Annotated in this window: 30 protein-coding genes and 1 pseudogene; all 31 read right to left on the bottom strand. The window is 65.7% G+C overall.

The genetic code is table 11. The annotated features are described in order from the left end of the window. Positions 1–68: 68 nt before the first annotated feature. Complete coding sequence (gene rpsK / locus ACFWTE_RS07435; RefSeq protein WP_053616319.1) at positions 69–473, bottom strand: 30S ribosomal protein S11; 405 nt, start codon at positions 471–473, stop codon at positions 69–71. A 65-nt stretch (positions 474–538) separates the two neighbouring features. Next, positions 539–919, bottom strand: a complete 381-nt coding sequence (rpsM, locus tag ACFWTE_RS07430; RefSeq protein WP_378778471.1) for a 30S ribosomal protein S13 — start codon at positions 917–919, stop codon at positions 539–541. Positions 920–1,135: 216 nt separating this feature from the next. After that, a complete protein-coding gene (gene rpmJ, locus ACFWTE_RS07425) occupies positions 1,136–1,249 on the bottom strand; it encodes a 50S ribosomal protein L36 (RefSeq protein ID WP_082206327.1) in 114 nt (37 codons plus the stop codon). Positions 1,250–1,303: 54 nt separating this feature from the next. Next, positions 1,304–1,525 (bottom strand): translation initiation factor IF-1, encoded by a 222-nt coding sequence (infA, locus tag ACFWTE_RS07420; protein ID WP_013156135.1) that lies wholly within the window; start codon positions 1,523–1,525, stop codon positions 1,304–1,306. A 419-nt stretch (positions 1,526–1,944) separates the two neighbouring features. Further along, positions 1,945–2,409 carry a DUF1707 domain-containing protein gene (locus ACFWTE_RS07415; protein WP_378778470.1) on the bottom strand — a complete coding sequence of 155 codons (465 nt, stop codon included), beginning with the start codon at positions 2,407–2,409 and terminating at the stop codon, positions 1,945–1,947. Between the two features lie 71 nt (positions 2,410–2,480). Further along, positions 2,481–3,305 (bottom strand): type I methionyl aminopeptidase, encoded by an 825-nt coding sequence (map, locus tag ACFWTE_RS07410; protein ID WP_378778469.1) that lies wholly within the window; start codon positions 3,303–3,305, stop codon positions 2,481–2,483. Further along, positions 3,305–3,970, bottom strand: a complete 666-nt coding sequence (locus ACFWTE_RS07405) for an adenylate kinase (protein WP_378778468.1) — start codon at positions 3,968–3,970, stop codon at positions 3,305–3,307. The genes map and ACFWTE_RS07405 overlap by 1 nt, the downstream gene beginning before the upstream one ends. Continuing rightward, on the bottom strand, positions 3,971–5,284 hold the full coding sequence (gene secY / locus ACFWTE_RS07400; protein WP_378778467.1) for a preprotein translocase subunit SecY: 1,314 nt from the start codon (positions 5,282–5,284) through the stop codon (positions 3,971–3,973). Positions 5,285–5,566: 282 nt separating this feature from the next. Next, on the bottom strand, positions 5,567–6,031 hold the full coding sequence (rplO, locus tag ACFWTE_RS07395) for a 50S ribosomal protein L15 (RefSeq protein WP_378778466.1): 465 nt from the start codon (positions 6,029–6,031) through the stop codon (positions 5,567–5,569). Next, positions 6,028–6,213, bottom strand: coding sequence for a 50S ribosomal protein L30 (gene rpmD, locus ACFWTE_RS07390; RefSeq protein ID WP_013156129.1), 186 nt, complete (start codon positions 6,211–6,213; stop codon positions 6,028–6,030). Before rpmD ends, rplO begins: the two co-directional genes overlap by 4 nt. Before the next feature lie 2 nt (positions 6,214–6,215). Beyond that, positions 6,216–6,818 (bottom strand): 30S ribosomal protein S5, encoded by a 603-nt coding sequence (rpsE, locus tag ACFWTE_RS07385; RefSeq protein ID WP_267946677.1) that lies wholly within the window; start codon positions 6,816–6,818, stop codon positions 6,216–6,218. 49 nt (positions 6,819–6,867) lie between these two features. After that, complete coding sequence (gene rplR, locus ACFWTE_RS07380; RefSeq protein WP_378778465.1) at positions 6,868–7,248, bottom strand: 50S ribosomal protein L18; 381 nt, start codon at positions 7,246–7,248, stop codon at positions 6,868–6,870. A gap of 2 nt (positions 7,249–7,250) precedes the next feature. After that, positions 7,251–7,787, bottom strand: a complete 537-nt coding sequence (gene rplF / locus ACFWTE_RS07375) for a 50S ribosomal protein L6 (RefSeq protein WP_267946679.1) — start codon at positions 7,785–7,787, stop codon at positions 7,251–7,253. A 16-nt stretch (positions 7,788–7,803) separates the two neighbouring features. Then, on the bottom strand, positions 7,804–8,202 hold the full coding sequence (gene rpsH / locus ACFWTE_RS07370) for a 30S ribosomal protein S8 (RefSeq protein WP_267946680.1): 399 nt from the start codon (positions 8,200–8,202) through the stop codon (positions 7,804–7,806). 284 nt (positions 8,203–8,486) lie between these two features. Next, entirely contained in the window at positions 8,487–8,672 is a 186-nt protein-coding gene (locus tag ACFWTE_RS07365; protein ID WP_267946681.1) for a type Z 30S ribosomal protein S14, read from the bottom strand. 13 nt (positions 8,673–8,685) lie between these two features. After that, positions 8,686–9,261 carry a 50S ribosomal protein L5 gene (gene rplE, locus ACFWTE_RS07360; RefSeq protein ID WP_267946682.1) on the bottom strand — a complete coding sequence of 192 codons (576 nt, stop codon included), beginning with the start codon at positions 9,259–9,261 and terminating at the stop codon, positions 8,686–8,688. Then, positions 9,261–9,566 carry a 50S ribosomal protein L24 gene (rplX, locus tag ACFWTE_RS07355; RefSeq protein WP_267946683.1) on the bottom strand — a complete coding sequence of 102 codons (306 nt, stop codon included), beginning with the start codon at positions 9,564–9,566 and terminating at the stop codon, positions 9,261–9,263. Before rplX ends, rplE begins: the two co-directional genes overlap by 1 nt. Positions 9,567–9,569: 3 nt before the next feature. Then, positions 9,570–9,938, bottom strand: a complete 369-nt coding sequence (gene rplN / locus ACFWTE_RS07350; RefSeq protein ID WP_013156121.1) for a 50S ribosomal protein L14 — start codon at positions 9,936–9,938, stop codon at positions 9,570–9,572. 107 nt (positions 9,939–10,045) lie between these two features. Further along, complete coding sequence (gene rpsQ, locus ACFWTE_RS07345; RefSeq protein WP_267946684.1) at positions 10,046–10,318, bottom strand: 30S ribosomal protein S17; 273 nt, start codon at positions 10,316–10,318, stop codon at positions 10,046–10,048. Then, positions 10,315–10,569, bottom strand: coding sequence for a 50S ribosomal protein L29 (rpmC, locus tag ACFWTE_RS07340; protein ID WP_267946685.1), 255 nt, complete (start codon positions 10,567–10,569; stop codon positions 10,315–10,317). Before rpmC ends, rpsQ begins: the two co-directional genes overlap by 4 nt. Beyond that, complete coding sequence (gene rplP, locus ACFWTE_RS07335; protein WP_330089885.1) at positions 10,569–10,982, bottom strand: 50S ribosomal protein L16; 414 nt, start codon at positions 10,980–10,982, stop codon at positions 10,569–10,571. The genes rpmC and rplP overlap by 1 nt, the downstream gene beginning before the upstream one ends. Before the next feature lie 3 nt (positions 10,983–10,985). Further along, positions 10,986–11,798 (bottom strand): 30S ribosomal protein S3, encoded by an 813-nt coding sequence (rpsC, locus tag ACFWTE_RS07330; protein WP_378778464.1) that lies wholly within the window; start codon positions 11,796–11,798, stop codon positions 10,986–10,988. Further along, positions 11,798–12,166: a 50S ribosomal protein L22 gene (gene rplV, locus ACFWTE_RS07325; RefSeq protein ID WP_267950527.1), complete on the bottom strand. Its 369-nt coding sequence runs from the start codon at positions 12,164–12,166 to the stop codon at positions 11,798–11,800. The genes rpsC and rplV overlap by 1 nt, the downstream gene beginning before the upstream one ends. A 72-nt stretch (positions 12,167–12,238) precedes the next feature. Then, positions 12,239–12,517 (bottom strand): 30S ribosomal protein S19, encoded by a 279-nt coding sequence (gene rpsS, locus ACFWTE_RS07320; RefSeq protein WP_053616300.1) that lies wholly within the window; start codon positions 12,515–12,517, stop codon positions 12,239–12,241. Between the two features lie 12 nt (positions 12,518–12,529). Next, positions 12,530–13,369: a 50S ribosomal protein L2 gene (gene rplB / locus ACFWTE_RS07315; RefSeq protein WP_378778463.1), complete on the bottom strand. Its 840-nt coding sequence runs from the start codon at positions 13,367–13,369 to the stop codon at positions 12,530–12,532. A gap of 57 nt (positions 13,370–13,426) precedes the next feature. Further along, positions 13,427–13,717: a 50S ribosomal protein L23 gene (gene rplW, locus ACFWTE_RS07310; protein ID WP_330089888.1), complete on the bottom strand. Its 291-nt coding sequence runs from the start codon at positions 13,715–13,717 to the stop codon at positions 13,427–13,429. Beyond that, complete coding sequence (rplD, locus tag ACFWTE_RS07305; RefSeq protein WP_378778462.1) at positions 13,714–14,385, bottom strand: 50S ribosomal protein L4; 672 nt, start codon at positions 14,383–14,385, stop codon at positions 13,714–13,716. The genes rplW and rplD overlap by 4 nt, the downstream gene beginning before the upstream one ends. Before the next feature lie 3 nt (positions 14,386–14,388). Continuing rightward, complete coding sequence (gene rplC, locus ACFWTE_RS07300; protein WP_378778461.1) at positions 14,389–15,039, bottom strand: 50S ribosomal protein L3; 651 nt, start codon at positions 15,037–15,039, stop codon at positions 14,389–14,391. A 12-nt stretch (positions 15,040–15,051) separates the two neighbouring features. Continuing rightward, the gene (gene rpsJ / locus ACFWTE_RS07295; protein WP_013156110.1) at positions 15,052–15,360 is read right to left on the bottom strand and encodes a 30S ribosomal protein S10; all 309 of its coding nucleotides are present in this window, start codon (positions 15,358–15,360) and stop codon (positions 15,052–15,054) included. A 253-nt stretch (positions 15,361–15,613) separates the two neighbouring features. Further along, a complete protein-coding gene (tuf, locus tag ACFWTE_RS07290) occupies positions 15,614–16,807 on the bottom strand; it encodes an elongation factor Tu (protein ID WP_330089891.1) in 1,194 nt (397 codons plus the stop codon). Positions 16,808–16,887: 80 nt separating this feature from the next. Further along, a pseudogene (gene fusA / locus ACFWTE_RS07285) lies at positions 16,888–17,695 on the bottom strand (elongation factor G); the annotation flags it as partial.

Below are 17,695 nucleotides of genomic sequence, written 5' to 3'. Positions count from 1 at the left end.
CGGGGACCGCGCGGGATCAAGCACGGCACGGTGCCCTGGCGGCCTGAGCCGCGGGCACGCGCTGCCGATCAGACGCGGCGGCGCTTCGGCGGACGGCAGCCGTTGTGCGGAACCGGGGTGACGTCCTGGATGGAGCCCACCTCAAGGCCGGTCGCCTGGAGCGAACGGATGGCGGTCTCCCGGCCGGAGCCCGGGCCCTTCACGAAGACGTCCACCTTGCGGACGCCGTGCTCCTGCGCGCGACGGGCAGCGGCCTCGGCGGCCATCTGCGCGGCGTACGGCGTCGACTTGCGCGAGCCCTTGAAGCCCACCTGTCCGGAGCTTGCCCACGCGATCACGGCACCGGTCGGGTCGGTGATGCTCACGATCGTGTTGTTGAACGTGCTCTTGATGTGAGCGTGTCCGTGGACAATGTTCTTCTTTTCCTTGCGGCGCACCTTGCGCGCGGCACCCTGACGGCCCTTAGGCGGCATTAGCGAAACTCCCAGAGATCATCGGTCCGTTGCTGTTCTCGGACGCGGTCGACAGTCCGAGCGGACTACTTCTTACCGGCCTTCTTCTTACCGGCCACGGTCTTCTTCTTGCCCTTGCGGGTACGCGCGTTGGTCTGCGTGCGCTGACCGCGGACCGGGAGCCCGCGACGGTGGCGGACGCCCTGGTAGCTACCGATCTCCATCTTGCGACGGATGTCGCCCTGCACCTCACGGCGCAGGTCGCCCTCGACCTGGTAGTTCGCGCCGATCCACTCGCGCAGCGTGACCAGGTCCTCTTCGGACAGCTGGTGGACGCGCGTGTTGCCGTCGACGCCGGTCTGCTTCAGGGTTTCGAGCGCGCGAGTGCGGCCGATCCCGAAGATGTACGTGAGAGCGATCTCCACCCGCTTGTCGCGGGGGAGGTCAACGCCTTCAATACGTGCCATGTGGGCGAGACTCCATATCCATGCCCCGGAGGTCTGCCCCGTTCCACCCTCTCGTCGCCCAATCGACGAGGCCCCGGCCTCCGACCGGGGGTTATCCCCGGGCCACGTCGGCGCCGGGAATCGGAACAGGTTTTCGTTTTTACTGCACCCGGGAGGGAACACCTTCCCTGGCCGGGTTGTCGCGGTTCAGAAGCCGCGGCGAGCGGCGGGGCTGGATCAGCCCTGGCGCTGCTTGTGCCGCGGGTCCGAGCAAATGACCATGATCCGACGGTTGCGTCGGATCACGCGGCACTTCGCGCAGATCTTCTTCACGCTCGGCTTGACCTTCATGGTGTCTCCGAACTCATCACATCACTCATCCTGGGCCGTGGGGCCCACGACGGGCTACTTGTAGCGGTAAACGATGCGCCCGCGCGTGAGGTCGTACGGGCTCAGCTCCACGACGACGCGGTCGTCGGGAAGAATACGGATGTAGTTCATCCGCATCTTGCCGCTGATGTGGGCAAGAACCTGGTGCCCGTTGTCGAGCTCTACCTTGAACATAGCGTTGGGTAGGGACTCGACAACGGAACCCTCGATCTCGATGGCGCCGTCTTTCTTTGCCATGTCCTCCACGCCTCGCTCATAGATTGGTTGATCAGGACAGTCCCGACGGACCCCAGTGGTCTCGCATGACGCGAAAGCCCCGACGACATCGGATCAACCGGATGTCGCCGACGCCAGGACACACTGGTAGTTCAGGCCAACTGCAAGAGCGTACGTCGATGGGAAGACGTGGCACAAAGAAGGCAGACTGACCCAACAGCCCGCGTATGGGCAGTGACAGTCTATCGCCTTCGGGCACGTGCTTCTGACCGGCGGGCAGAGAACCCTACACCGTCGCCCCCACAGGGGGAACCGGCCTCGTTCCGCGCCCCGGAGCCCGCGTTCGGGAGCACTCGTGCCGACGCCTCCGGGAGCGGCCCTCCTCCCGGGAACGGCGCCCGAAACCTGTTCCCGAGCGTCCGAGGCCGGGAGGAGACGGCCTAGGGAGTGTGGGTCCCACCCGGGTGGCTGCGCTGGGAGGCCAGGACCCCGAAGGTCACCACTCCCATCACGATGCCCCACGGCCCCAGCACCCACAGGAACCACGGGTAGTCGTAGTCGGCCGTGAAGAAGAGGATCAGCCAGATCACGAAGCACAGGATGTTGACCCCGGCGTACAGGATCCACGGCACCATCAGGGCCGGGTCACGCATGGTGATCGGAGGCGCGACCAGCGGATCCTCCGGGCTCGGGGTGGCTCCGCGAAAGTCCGCCAGGTCGCGCTCGGGCAGGTCGCGGGTGACCGTGGCGAGCTCGTCCGCCGTGCGGGACTTGTACACCCGCCCGAGTCGGTCGGTGAACTCCTCGTGGTCGAGCCGCCCCTGGGCGAAGTGCGCCTGAAGGAGCTGCGCGACACGGTCGCGTTCTGAGTCGGACGTTCGTATCGACGGCACCGGGTCGGACACTGCGCGCACCTCGCATATTCACCCGTGAGCGGTCGCGACCCGCGCGCGGTGCGCGTGGGGCGGGGCTGCTGCTACCAGGTTGGCTGGACGAACCCCATATGAGCCATTTTATCGCGGTTGGACTCCCGTGCGGTCAGGACCACAGGGCCCTCTGCGGTCACCGCGACGGTGTGCTCGAAGTGCGCCGCCCTCTTGCCGTCCTTGGTGACCACGGTCCAGCCGTCGTCCAGTTGGAGCACGTCCTGGTGCCCCAGGGTGGTCATCGGCTCGATCGCCAGGCACATGCCCTCGACGAGTCTCAGGCCGCGGCCCCGCTTGCCGTAGTTGAGCACGTGCGGGTCCATGTGCATCTCGGTGCCGATGCCGTGGCCGCCGTACTCGCGGACGTTTCCGTAGCCGCCGTTCTTGGAGATGTGGCCACCGATCGCGAAGCCGATGTCGCCCAGGCGCTTGCCCGGACGCATCTCCGCGATCCCCTGCCACATGGACTCCTCGCAGACCTCCATCATCCGAAGGTCCTCGGGACGACCCTCGCCCACGGCGACGGTGATGGCCGAGTCGCCGTGCCAGCCGTCCAGGATGGCGCCGCAGTCGATGGAGATGATGTCGCCCTCGGCCAGCACGCGCTCCGCGCTGGGGATGCCGTGGACGACCTCCTCGTTGACCGAGGCGCAGATGGAGCCCGGGAAGCCGTGGTAGCCCTTGAAGGACGGAACGGCACCGGCATCCCGGATGACCTTCTCCGCCACGGAGTCGAGCTCCAGGGTGGACACTCCGGGCCGCACAGCGGCCCGGAGGGTGTCCAGGGCGCGGGCCACGACCTGGCCCGCCGCCCTCATCTTGGCGATCTGTTCCGGCGTCTTGATCTGCACGTCCGGCTCCGCCTTCCGAAACATCAGGAACTGGCCTTCCGGGCCTGCGCCTCGATGGCGGCCTTGGCCCGGGCCGTCACCGCGTCCACGGAGCCCGTGGCGGCGATGGTGGCCAAAAGCCCCTCGCCCTCGTAGAACTCCACCAGGGGCGCGGTCTGCTCGCGGTAGACCTCCAGGCGGTGCCTGATGGTCTCCTCGCGGTCGTCCTCGCGCTGGTACAGCGCGGCACCCTCGTGGTCGCACTTGCCCTCGGACTCGGGGGCGTCGTACTCCACGTGGTAGACCCGGCCGCACTCGGGGCACGAACGGCGCCCCGAGAGGCGCTTGACGACCTCCTCCTCGTCCACCCTCAGCTCCAGGACGACGTCCAGGTGCGTCTTCAGGTCGGCCAGGATGCCCTTGAGCGTCTCGGCCTGCGGGACGTTGCGGGGGAAGCCGTCGAGCAGGAAGCCCACTGCGGCGTCGTCCTTGGCCAGCCGGTCCTTGACCATCGCGTTCGTGACCTCGTCGGGGACGAGGTCACCACGGTCCATGTACTCCTTGGCCTTCTTGCCGAGCTCCGTGCCACCGCTGACGTTGGCCCGGAAGATGTCACCGGTGGACACCTTCGGGATCGACAGTTCCGACGCGAGGATCTGGGCCTGGGTGCCTTTGCCGGCCCCAGGCGGCCCCACCAATACTGCTCGCATTTATCGCAGAAAACCTTCGTAGTTCCTCTGCTGGAGGTGACTCTCGATCTGCTTCACCGTATCCAGCCCGACACCGACCATGATCAGGATGCTCGTCCCGCCGAAGGGGAAGCTCGCGTTGGCGCCGGTGGCACCGAGCGCGACCATCGGGAGAAGGGCGATCACACCCAGGTAGAGCGATCCGGGGGTCGTCAGCCTCGTCAGGACGTAGTCGAGGTACTCGGCAGTCGGACGCCCCGGCCGGATGCCCGGGATGAACCCACCGTACTTCTTCATGTTGTCGGCGACTTCAGTGGGGTTGAACGTAATAGCCACGTAGAAGAACGCGAACCCGATGATCATGACGAAGAAGGTCGCCAGGTACACGGGGTGCGTGCCGGTGAGGAAGTAGGTCTGGATGAAGGTCACGACGGGGTTCGTGGAGTCCTGCCCCACCAGACCGACGACCAGCTGCGGAAGGTACAGCAGCGAGGAGGCGAAGATCACGGGGATGATGCCCGCCTGGTTGACCTTCAGGGGGATGTAGGTCGAGCTGCCGCCGTACATACGGCGCCCCACCATGCGCTTGGCGTACTGCACCGGGATGCGGCGCTGCGCCTGCTCCATGAAGACGACCGCGGCGACGAGCACGAGGCCCGCGATGCAGATCAGGGTGAAGACCCAGACGGAGCGCTCCTCGAAGAGCCCCATGATGGAGGAGGGGAACATCGCGATGACCTGGGTGAAGATCAACAGCGACATACCGTTGCCGACGCCCCGCTCGGTGATGAGCTCACCGAACCACATGACGATGCTGGTGCCGGCGGTCATCACGAACACGATCGTCACCAGGGTCATGATGTCCTGGTTGGGCATGTAGGTACTGACCGGGATGGCACCCTGGAACAGGGCCCCCGTCCTGGCCATCGCGACGATGCTGGTGGCCTGGAGGACCGCGAGCATCAGCGTGAGGTAGCGGGTGTATTGGGTGATCTTGCTCTGCCCCGACTGGCCCTCCTTCTTGAGGGCCTCCAGGCGGGGGATCACCACCGTCAGCAGGTTGATGATGATGCTCGCGGTGATGTAGGGCATGACTCCGAGCGCCAACACCGCCAGTTGCAACAGCGCGCCGCCGCTGAACAGGTTCACGAGCGCGTACACACCGCTCTGGTCGGCGGCCGTGACCGCCTCCATCTGGTCCCGGATCGCCGCGGAGTCGATACCCGGAGCGGGAATCACCGACCCCAGACGGAAGATCGTCAGGATGAACAGTGTGAACAGCAGCTTGTTACGCAGGTCGGGCGTGCGAAATGCACGGACGAACGCACCTAGCACGTCTCCTCCTGCGCGGCTTCGGCGGCGGAACGGGTTCCAGACATCGCGGCCGATCCTGAATCGTCGTAGAACGTCAGCAGCGGGCAGTCGCCCGTTGCTCGGAAGTATTCACAGTACGTCAAGCAGTGAGCTCAAACAGATGGCACTGTAACAGTCCTCACGTGCCACTTGCGGTCGTGAGTCATAACGATCACCCCTCACAACACATGGGGGCGCCCGCCAGCTGGTCTTTCACTGACCTGCCGGGCGGACGCCCCCAGTTGCGCATCTCGGGGAAGACCCCTACAGCTCGGTGGCGGAGCCACCGGCAGCAGCGATCTTCTCCTTCGCCGAGGCGGAGAACGCGTTGGCGCTCACCTGAACGGCGACGGTGATCTCACCGGTGCCCAGGACCTTGACGAGCTGGTTCTTGCGAACCGCGCCCTTGGCGACCAGGGCCTCGACGGTGACCTCGCCACCCTCGGGGAACAGCTCGCTCAGCTTGTCCAGGTTGACGACCTGGTAGGTCGTCTTGAACCGCGCGTTGCTGAAGCCCTTGAGCTTCGGCACCCGGCGGATGAGGGGCATCTGCCCGCCCTCGAAGCCGGGACGGACGGTGTTACGAGCCTTCGTACCCTTGGTGCCCCGACCTGCGGTCTTACCCTTGGACGCCTCGCCACGGCCCTTGCGGGTCTTGGCCTTGTTGGAGCCCGGGGCGGGACGCAGGTGGTGCAGCTTGAGCAGCTCGTCGGGGTTGTAGTCGCTCATTCGGCAACCTCCTCGACAGAGACGAGGTGCGCGACGATCGTGATCTGCCCGCGAACCTCAGGGCGGTCCTCACGGACGGTGGACTTGCCGATCCGACCCAGACCGAGCGACTGGAGAGCAGCGTGCTGCTTCACCTTGCCTCCGATCTTGGAGCGGGTCTGCGTGATCTTGAGCTTGGCCATGGTCAGGCTCCTGCCTTCGCCTCAGCACGAGCACGCAGCATGGCGGCCGGGGCGACGTCCTCGATCGGCAGGCCACGACGGGCGGCGATCTCCTCGGGCTGGTTGAGCCCCTTGAGAGCCGCCACGGTGGCGTGCACGATGTTGAGCGGGTTGGACGACCCGAGCGACTTGCTCAGGATGTCGTGGATGCCGGCGCACTCCAGCACGGCGCGCACGGGGCCACCGGCGATGACGCCGGTACCCGGAGCGGCCGGACGGAGCAGGACGACGCCAGCGGCGTCCTCGCCCTGGACCCGGTGCACGATGGTGCCCTGGATGCGGGGGACGCGGAAGAAGTTCTTCTTCGCCTCCTCGACACCCTTGGCGATCGCGGCCGGAACTTCCTTGGCCTTGCCGTAACCGACACCGACCATCCCGTTGCCGTCACCGACGACGACGAGAGCGGTGAAGGAGAAGCGACGGCCGCCCTTGACGACCTTCGCGACCCGGTTGATGGTCACGACCTTCTCGATGTAGGAGACACCCTTGTCTGCGGCGCCGCCGCGGCGATCGTCACGGCGATCACGCCGCTCGCCACCGGCGCCGCGCCGCGGTGCTGCAGCCATCAGTGGTTCCTCTTCTCGTGGTTGATCTTGCCCAGTACAGAGGTCATCGCTAGAACTCCAGCCCGCCTTCGCGCGCCGCGTCGGCGAGCTTGGCGATACGGCCGGCGTACTGGTTGCCACCGCGGTCGAAGACGACGGCGGAAACCCCAGCGGCCTTGGCGCGCTCAGCGATGAGCTGACCGACCTTGGCGGACTTGTCGGACTTGGTGCCCTCGGCACCGCGCAGGTCGGCCTCGACGCTGGAGGCGGCGACCAGGGTGTGACCCCTGGTGTCGTCGATGACCTGCGCGACGATGTGCTTCGAGGACCGGAACACGGCCAGGCGCGGACGCTCGGCGGTGCCCACGACCTTCTTCCGAACGCGGAACTGGCGGCGCGCACGGGACGTGGCGCTCTTGGCGGTCCGCTTGCGGCTCACGGTGATACCCATGGCTACTTACCAGCCTTTCCGGCCTTGCGGCGGATGTGCTCGCCCTGGTACCGCACGCCCTTGGCCTTGTACGGGTCCGGCTTGCGCAGGCTGCGGATGTTCGCGGCGACCTGGCCCACCAGCTGCTTGTCGATGCCCTCCACGTGGAGGATCGTCGGCTTCTCGACGCGGAAGGTGATGCCCTGAGGGGGCTCGACCACGACGGGGTGGCTGTAGCCCAGTGAGAACTCCAGGTTGGAGCCGCGGGCCTGGACGCGGTAACCCACGCCGTGGATCTCCAGCGTCTTCGTGTAGCCCTTGGAGACACCCTCGGTGAGGTTCGCGACCAGTGCACGGGTCAGACCGTGCAGCGACCGGTTCTCCGGCTTGTCGTCGGGACGCGCAACCGTGACGACCCCGTCCTCGAAAGAGACGGTGATCGGCTCGGCGACGGTGTGCTTCAGTTCGCCCTTCGGCCCCTTGACAGTGACGTCTTGCCCGTTAATCGTGACTTCGACGCCCTTGGGGACCGAGAGCGGCAGTCGACCGATTCGCGACATGCTTCAGTCTCTCCCTCTACCAGACGTAGGCGAGGACTTCGCCGCCCACGCCGCGCTTCTTGGCCTGCTTGTCAGTCATCAGGCCACCGGACGTCGAAATGATCGCCACACCGAGGCCACCCAGCACACGCGGGAGGTTCTCCTTCTTGGCGTACACCCGCAGACCGGGCTTGGAAACCCGGCGGATGCCCGCGATCGAACGCTCTCGGGTGGGGCCGTACTTCAGGTCCAGGACGAGGCTCTTGCCCACAGGGGCTTCCTCGGTCCGGTGGCCCTGAATGAAGCCCTCCTGCTGGAGGATCTCGGCGATGTGCGCCTTGATCTTGGAATACGGCATCGCCACGGTGTCGTGGTAAGCCGAATTCGCGTTACGCAGACGCGTGAGCATGTCTGCGATCGGGTCGGTCATCGTCATGGCCGACTGGCCCTTCCTCACCGCGGTTTCCGAGTGCGGGCTTTCCCAGAGCCTGCCCTCCGACGGGTCTCCCCGTGGAGGTGCACAAACGGACCTACGGCGTGGTCGTGGGCACCGCTGTCCCTCGCGGGACTGCCGTGCCCTGATGGTTGGATGTTGCTGGACCGATGACCGCGTCGGGCGGTCATGGACACTGTCGAGCCACCAAGGGGGGTGGCTGTTCGGGGGGCCGAACCCAGGGCGCCCTCCTCAGGGAGTGAGCGCCTGGTCGGCCCCGCCGGAAACTACCAGCTCGACTTGGTGATACCGGGCAGCTCGCCGCGGTGAGCCATCTCGCGGAAGCAGATACGGCAGAGGCCGAACTTCCGGTAGACGGCGCGCGGGCGACCGCACCGTGAGCATCGAGTATACGCGCGGACGCTGAACTTCGGCTTCCGCTGCGCCTTGGCAATCAGGGACTTCTTAGCCATATGTGCTTACCCCTCAGGCTTCCTTGAACGGGAAACCGAGCCGCTTGAGCAGGCTGCGGCCCTGTTCGTCGGTCGTGGCCGTGGTGACAACCGTGATGTCCATCCCACGCTGCCGGTCGACCTTGTCCGGGTCCACCTCGTGGAACATGACCTGCTCGGTCAGACCGAAGGTGTAGTTGCCGTTCCCGTCGAACTGCTTCGGGGAAAGGCCACGGAAGTCCCGGATACGGGGCAGGGCCAGCGAAAGCAGCCGGTCGAGGAACTCCCACATCCGGTCGCCGCGCAGCGTGACGCTGGCGCCGATCGGCTGACCCTCGCGCAGCTTGAACTGCGCGATGGAGTTCTTGGCCCGGTTGATCCGCGGCTTCTGGCCGGTGATCGCCGAGATGTCGGCGATCGCGCCCTGGATCAGCTTCGCGTCACGAGCCGCCTCGCCGACACCCATGTTGACCACGATCTTCGTGAGACCGGGGACCTGCATGATGTTGGCGATGTCGTGCTCCTCCTTGAGGGCAGCGACGATCTCGTTACGGTACTTCTCCTTGAGCCGCGGCATCGGAGGGGCCGTGATGTCGTTGGTAACCGTCATCAGATGTCCTTACCGGTGCGACGGGAGACGCGAACCTTGGTTCCGTCGTCCTCGAAGCGGTAGCCGACCCGAGAGGGCTTGCCGTCCTCCGCGAGCGCGATGTTGCTCACGTGGATCGGTGCCTCCTTCGTGACGACCTCGCCCTGCTGGCCGCCCGCCGGGTTCGCCTTCCTGTGCTTCTTGACCAGGTTGACGCCCTCGACGACGACACGGTCTTCCTTCGGCAGGGCCTTGACGACCTTGCCGGTGGCACCCTTGTCCTTGCCGGCGAGGACGATGACCTCGTCGCCAGTTTTGATCTTCATCGCTCAGAGCACCTCCGGCGCCAGCGAAATGATGCGCATGTACTTCTTGTCACGCAGCTCGCGGCCCACCGGGCCGAAGATGCGGGTGCCTCGCGGGTCCCCACCGTCCTTGATGAGTACGGCAGCGTTCTCATCGAAGCGGATGTAGGAGCCGTCGGGCCGACGGCGCTCCTTGACGGTGCGCACGACAACGGCCTTGACGACGTCGCCCTTCTTGACTCCAGCGCCAGGCAGGGCGTCCTTCACCGTGGCGACGATCGTGTCGCCGATCCCGGCGTAGCGCCGACCCGAGCCACCGAGGACACGGATGGTGAGGATCTCCTTGGCACCCGTGTTGTCGGCGACCTTGAGTCGCGACTCCTGCTGAATCACGTCTGCTCCTGATGTGATGCGTGCGGTCCACTGCCGCACGGCTAGGTGGTCTCACCCCTCGCGCTGGCGGCCGACAACACGTGTCGGCCGCCAAACGCAGGCTGGGGTTACTTAGCCTTCTCCAGGATCTCCACGACGCGCCAACGCTTCGTCGCGGAGAGCGGCCGGGTCTCCATCACGCGGACCCGGTCGCCGACGCCACAGGAGTTCGCCTCGTCGTGCGCCTTGTACTTGGTCGTCCTACGGATGACCTTGCCGTACATGGCGTGCTTGATGCGGTCCTCGACCTCGACAACGACGGTCTTGTCCATCTTGTCGCTGACGACGTAGCCCTCGCGCACCTTGCGGTAGTTACGGGTCGCGGTCTGGTTCTCACTCATTCGGCTGCTTCCTTCGTCTCCTCAGCCGACTCACCAGACAGCGGGGCGATGCCCAACTCGTGCTCACGCATGACCGTGTAGATCCGCGCGATCTCGCGCTTGACGGTACGCAGCCGGCTGTGGTTGTCGAGCTGGCCGGTGGCGGCCTGGAAGCGGAGGTTGAAAAGCTCTTCCTTGGCTTCCTTGAGCTTGGCGACCAGGTCCTCGACGGACTGGTCCCGGAGCTCATGGGCAGTCACGGACTTCGCCATCACTCCCCCTCCCGCTTAACAAACTTGCACTTCATCGGGAGCTTGTGCATCGCACGGCGCATCGCCTCTTTGGCGATGTCCTCGGGCACGCCCGACAGCTCGAACATCACGCGACCGGGCTTGACCGGCGCGACCCACCACTCGGGTGAACCCTTACCGGAGCCCATACGGACCTCGGCGGGCTTCTTCGTCAGCGGGCGGTCCGGGAAGATGTTGATCCACACCTTGCCGCCACGCTTGATGTGACGCGTCATAGCGATACGAGCGGACTCGATCTGACGGTTGGTGACGTACGCCGACTCCAGAGCCTGGATGCCGAACTCGCCGAAACTGACCGTCGTTCCGCCCTTGGCCTTACCGCGCAGATCCGGGTGGTGCTGCTTGCGGTACTTGACCTTACGAGGAATAAGCACTGGTCAGCTCCCCTCGGGCTTCGCGGACTCGGCCGGAGCCTTGGCCTCGGTGTTCTGCGGCTGACCGCCACCGGCGCCGGCACCGGCGCGACGGCGACGCTGCGGACGCTCGCGGCGCTGACCGCCGCCGCCACCGCCGCCGCCACCCGCGGAACGCTGGGCGGCCTGGGCCGCCTCGCGCTCGGCGCGGGTCACGGGCGCGTCACCCTTGTAGATCCACACCTTGACGCCGATGCGGCCGAACGTCGTACGGGCCTCGAAGAAGCCGTAGTCGATGTCCGCACGCAGCGTGTGCAGCGGGACCCGGCCCTCGCGGTAGAACTCCGAGCGGGACATCTCGGCCCCACCCAGGCGTCCACCGCACTGGATACGGATGCCCTTGGCACCGCTCTTCATCGCGCTCTGCATCGCCTTGCGCATCGCGCGGCGGAACGCCACACGGCTGCTCAGCTGCTCGGCGACGCCCTGGGCGACGAGCTGCGCGTCAACCTCGGGGTTCTTGACCTCGAAGACGTTGAGCTGAACCTGCTTGGCGGTCAGCTTCTCCAGGTCGGTCCGGATTCGATCGGCCTCAACGCCGCGACGGCCGATGACAATGCCCGGCCGGGCGGTGTAGACGTCTACGCGGACACGGTCACGGGTGCGCTCGATCTCGACCTTGGAGATGCCCGCGCGCTCCATGCCACGGGTCAGCATCCGACGGATCGCAACGTCTTCCTTGACGTAGTCCTTGTAGGACTTGTCGGCGTACCAGCGGCTCTTGAAGTCGGTGGTGATGCCGAGGCGGAACCCGTGCGGGTTTACCTTCTGCCCCACTATCGGGTCCTTTCCTTCGTCTTGGACGAGGCGCCCGAGCGCTCAGCGACGACCACGGTGATGTGGCTCGTACGCTTGGTCACCCGGAAGGCGCGGCCGAAGCCTCGCGGTCGAATGCGCTTCAGGGTCGGACCCTCGTCCACCCATGCGCCCTCGACCACCAGCGTCTCGCGGTCCAGCTTGTCGTTGTGCTCAGCGTTGGCGATGGCACTAGCCAGTACCTTGCCAACAGGCTCGCTCGCCGACTGGGGCGCGAACCGGAGCACCGCCTGTGCCTCGTCAGCGGGCAACCCGCGAATAAGGTCCACCACCCGGCGGGCCTTCCGGGGCGTAACACGGACGAACCGTGCCTGTGCCCTCGTTCCCATCGCTTTTCCCTCGCTCACGGAAATTCATCTCCACTCACCGTGGAGAAATGGTTCTTTCTCCTGCTGCAACCGCTAACGGCGGCTACGGCGGTCTTCCTTGACGTGGCTACGGAAAGTACGCGTGGGAGCGAACTCACCGAGCTTGTGGCCGACCATCGACTCGGACACGAACACGGGGACGTGCTTGCGGCCATCGTGGACGGCGATCGTGTGACCGATCATCTCCGGGACGATCATGGACCGCCGGGACCACGTCTTGATGACGTTCTTGGTCCCCTTCTCGTTCTGAACTTCCACCTTCTTGATGAGGTGGTCGTCGACGAAGGGACCCTTCTTAAGGCTACGTGGCATCAGACGTGCTCCTTACCGCTTCTTCTTACCGCTACGCCGACGCCGCACGATCAGCTTGTCGCTGGCCTTGTTCTTCGACCGGGTCCGGCCTTCCTTCTTGCCCCAGGGGCTGACCGGGTGTCGTCCACCGGAGGTCTTGCCCTCACCACCACCGTGCGGGTGGTCGACCGGGTTCATCACGACACCGCGAACGGTCGGGCGCTTGCCCTTCCAGCGGTTACGACCGGCCTTGCCCCAGTTGATGTTGGACTGCTCGGCGTTGCCGACCTGCCCAACGGTGGCGCGGCAGGTGATCTCCACCATGCGCATCTCACCGGAGGGCATACGCAGCGTGGCGTACCGGCCCTCCTTGGCGAGGAGCTGGATCTGGGAACCGGCGGAGCGGCCCAGCTTGGCGCCACCACCCGGCTTCAGCTCGACCGCGTGCACGAACGTACCCGTGGGGATGTTGCGCAGCGGGAGGCAGTTACCGGGCTTGATGTCGGACTGGGGGCCGTTCTCGACCCTGTCGCCCTGCTTGAGACCGGCGGGTGCCAGGATGTAACGCTTCTCACCGTCCACGTAGTGGAGCAGTGCGATGCGGGCGGTGCGGTTCGGGTCGTACTCGATGTGAGCGACCTTGGCCGGCACGCCGTCCTTGTCGTGACGACGGAAGTCGATCACGCGGTAGGCGCGCTTGTGGCCACCACCCTGGTGGCGGGTCGTGATCCGGCCGTGGCCGTTACGCCCGCCCTTGGAGTGCAGAGGACGCACCAGGGACTTCTCCGGCTCCGAGCGCGTGATCTCGACAAAGTCGCTCACGCTGGAACCGCGACGACCCGGTGTCGTCGGCTTGTACTTACGAATGCCCATCTTCTTCGCGCATTCCTTTACGTGTTGCTTGGTGTGTAGCGGTCAGACCCGGAAAGGTCACCGACCGAAGATGTCGATCCGGTCGCCCTCGGCGAGGCCGACGATCGCGCGCTTCGTGTCAGGACGCTTCCCGAAACCGAAACGGGTCCGCTTGCGCTTGCCCTTCCGGTTGATCGTGTTCACGCTCGTGACCTTCACCTCGAAGATCTTCTCGATCGCGATCTTGATCTGGGTCTTGTTGGCGTCGGGCTTGACGATGAACGTGTACTTGTTCTCGTCCATGAGCCCGTAGCTCTTCTCGGAGATCACCGGCTCGACGATGATGTCCCGGTGGTCAGCGATCCTCACTGGTCGTCCTCCTCGGACTGAGCGGCCTTGGAGGTGCCGGCCGCGTGGGCCAGGAACTCGGCGTAGCCCGCCTCGGTGAAGACCACGTCGTCCGAGTAGAGGACGTCGTAGGTGTTCACCTGGTTCGCGTCGAGGATGTGCACCTCTTCGAGGTTGCGCAGGGCGCGCCGGTTGTGCTCGTCGTCGCGGGCCAGGACAACCAGGACCTTGTCGGACTCGGTGATCTGGCGGAGCGCCTTCAGAGCGTTCTGCGTGAGCTTGCTGCCCGCGTCCTCGGCCACGAAGTGGCTGACGACGTGGATACGGCCGTGCGTGGCCCGGTCCGAGAGGGCTGCGCGCAGGGCGGCGGCCTTCATCTTCTTCGGGGTGCGCTGGCTGTAGTCGCGCGGCTGCGGTCCGTGGACCGTGCCACCGCCGGTGTACTGAGGGGCGCGGATGGAACCCTGGCGGGCCCGGCCGGTGCCCTTCTGGCGGTACGGCTTCTTGCCACCACCGCGAACCTCGCCGCGGGTCTTGGTGGAGTGGGTACCCTGCCGGCCTGCGGCCAGCTGGGCGTTCACGACCTGGTGCAGGAGCGGAATGCTGACCTGCTGGGCGAAGACGCTCTCAGGCAGCTCGACACTGCCCTGGGCGGCGCCCTCGGGGTTCTTGACCTCGATCTGGGCCATGGCTTACTTGTCCCCCTTCACAGCGGTGCGGACGAGCACCAGACCGCCGTTGGGACCGGGCACAGCACCCTTGACCAGGATGATGCCCTTCTCCGCGTCCACGGAGTGAACGGTCAGGTTCTGGACGGTCTTGCGCACGTTACCCATGCGCCCTGCCATCCGCATGCCCTTGAAAACGCGGCCGGGCGTGGCGCAGCCGCCGATGGAACCGGGCGAGCGGTGCTTGCGCTGGGTACCGTGCGAGGCGGAGAGACCACGGAAACCGTGGCGCTTCATCACACCCGCAAAGCCCTTGCCCTTGCTCTTGCCCGTGACGTCGACCGCCTCGCCGCTCTCGAAGCTGTCCACGGCGACCTCCTGGCCGAGCGTGTACTCGGAGGCGTCGGTGGTGCGGACCTCGACGTAGTGCCGGCGCGGGGTCAGTTCGTTCTTGCGCAGGTAGTCGCCGAGCGGCTTGTTGACCTTGCGCGGGTTGATCTGCCCGTAGCCGAGCTGGATGGCCGAGTAGCCATCGGTGTCCGGAGTCCGGATGCGACTCACGACGCACGGACCGGCCTTCAGAACCGTCACGGGCACCATCTTGCCCGCGTCGTCGAAGACCTGGGTCATGCCGAGCTTCTCGCCCAGAACTCCCTTGATCTGCTTGGTGGCCATGTCAGTGCGTCCTTAAAGCTTGATCTCGATGTCAACGCCAGCCGGGAGGTCGAGTCGCATGAGCGAGTCGACCGTCTTCGGCGTGGGGTCGATGATGTCGATCAGCCGCTTGTGGGTGCGCATCTCGAAGTGCTCGCGCGAGTCCTTGTACTTGTGCGGCGATCGGATAACGCAGTAAACGTTCTTTTCCGTCGGCAACGGCACCGGGCCCGCGACCTGTGCGCCAGTTCGCGTCACAGTCTCGACGATCTTGCGCGCCGAGCTGTCGATGACCTCGTGGTCATAGGCCTTTAGCCGAATGCGGATCTTCTGTCCCGCCATATGGCCTGTTTGTCCTTCGCTTCAGTGTCCGTAACGGTGAGCTGTCCCGGTCACAGAAGCCCAGGCCTGACGGAATCCGCCGTGTGGCCGTGAGCCCCTATTCCCTTGAGAAACCGCAACAGGGCTTGCCCCTGCGGTGCGTCACCGTCACAGTGCCCGATGACGTCTTGTGTGTGCGGTGGGCGAACCGTGCTGACACGGTCGCCCACCACGCCGGGGGCGGCTCCTCAGGGGGCCGCCCCCGGCATGCGTACTACTTGAGGATCTTCGTGACGCGACCCGCGCCCACGGTGCGGCCACCCTCGCGGATGGCGAACCGCAGACCGTCTTCCATCGCGACCGGCTGGATCAGGTTGACGGTCATCTCGGTGTTGTCACCGGGCATGACCATCTCCGTGCCCTCCGGCAGCGTCACGACGCCCGTGACGTCCGTGGTGCGGAAGTAGAACTGGGGACGGTAGTTGTTGAAGAACGGCGTGTGCCGTCCGCCCTCGTCCTTGGACAGGATGACGACGTTCGCCTCGAACTCCGTGTGCGGGGTGGTCGTGCCGGGCTTGATCACGACCTGGCCGCGCTCGACGTCCTCGCGCTTGATGCCGCGCAGGAGCAGCCCGACGTTGTCGCCGGCCTGGCCCTGGTCGAGCAGCTTGCGGAACATCTCAACACCGGTGACGGTGGTGGTCTGCTTGTCGTCCTTGATACCGACGATGTCGACGGTCTCGTTGACGTTGACGATGCCGCGCTCGATACGACCGGTGACGACGGTGCCGCGACCGGTGATCGAGAAGACGTCCTCAATGGGCATGAGGAACGGCTTGTCGGTGTCGCGCTCGGGCTCGGGGATGTAGGTGTCCACCGTGCTCATGAGCTCCAGGACGGACTTGCCCCACTCCTCGTCGCCCTCCAGCGCCTTGAGCGCGGAGACCTTGGTGACGGGAACGTCGTCGCCGGGGAACTCGTACTCGCTGAGGAGCTCACGGACCTCGAGCTCGACGAGCTCGAAGATCTCCTCGTCGTCGACCATGTCGGACTTGTTCAGGGCCACGACGATGTAGGGCACGCCGACCTGGCGGGCCAGGAGCACGTGCTCCTTGGTCTGCGGCATCGGGCCGTCGGTCGCGGCCACGACCAGGATGGCGCCGTCCATCTGCGCCGCACCCGTGATCATGTTCTTGACGTAGTCGGCGTGGCCGGGGCAGTCGACGTGGGCGTAGTGACGCGCCTCGGTCTGGTACTCGACGTGGGCCACGGAGATCGTGATACCGCGCTCGCGCTCCTCAGGAGCGTTGTCGATGTCCTCGAACGGCGTGAACGGGTTCAGGTCCGGGTACGCGTCGTGCAGCACCTTGGTGATGGCCGCGGTCAGCGTGGTCTTGCCGTGGTCAATGTGACCGATGGTGCCGATGTTGACGTGCGGCTTAGTCCGCTCGAACTTTGCTTTCGCCACTGGATGTCTCCTAGACGTACAGAGCTATCTGGTGCTCGCACCCCGTGTGAACGGGGAGCGGGCCGGTTACGTATTCGCGACTACTCGCCGCGAACCTTCGCCACAATTTCTTGGGCGACAGCGGACGGAACCTCCGCGTAGGAGTCGAACACCATCGAGTAGTTGGCGCGACCCTGGGTACGGCTGCGCAGGTCACCCACGTATCCGAACATTTCGGAGAGGGGCACCTGGGCCTTGACGATCCGGACACCGGAACGCTCGTCCATGGACTGAATCTGTCCACGACGGGAGTTCAGGTCGCCGATCACGTCACCCATGTACTCCTCGGGGGTGGTGACCTCCACGGCCATGACCGGCTCCAGAAGAGTCGGCTTGGCGAGCTTGACAGCCTCCTTGAAGGCCATCGAACCCGCGGTCTTGAAGGCCATCTCGGAGGAGTCGACCTCGTGGTACTGACCGTCCTGGAGCGTCACCTTGACGCCGACGAGCGGGTAGTGCGCGAGCACACCCAGTTCGGCGGCCTCCTGGGCACCGGCGTCGACCGACGGGATGTACTCCCGCGGGATGCGGCCACCGGTGACGGCGTTGACGAACTCGTAGCCGGAGGCGTCGCCGGACTCGACGATGAGGGGCTCGACGTCGATCTTGACCTTGGCGAACTGGCCCGACCCACCGGTCTGCTTCTTGTGGGTGTAGACGTGGCCTTCGACCTTCTTGCGAATGGTCTCACGGTAGGCCACCTGGGGCTTACCGATGTTCGCGTCGACCTTGAACTCGTCACGCATACGGTTGACGAGGACCTCAAGGTGCAGCTCGCCCATACCGGAGATGATGGTCTGGCCGGTCTGGTCGTCCGTGGCGACCTGGAACGAGGGGTCCTCGTCCGCG

The organism is Nocardiopsis sp. NPDC058631 (assembly GCF_042716955.1).
GTDB lineage: Bacteria > Actinomycetota > Actinomycetes > Streptosporangiales > Streptosporangiaceae > Nocardiopsis.
The sequence above is the reverse complement of the archived record's forward strand: the minus strand, read 5'-3'. Positions and strand labels throughout refer to the sequence as shown.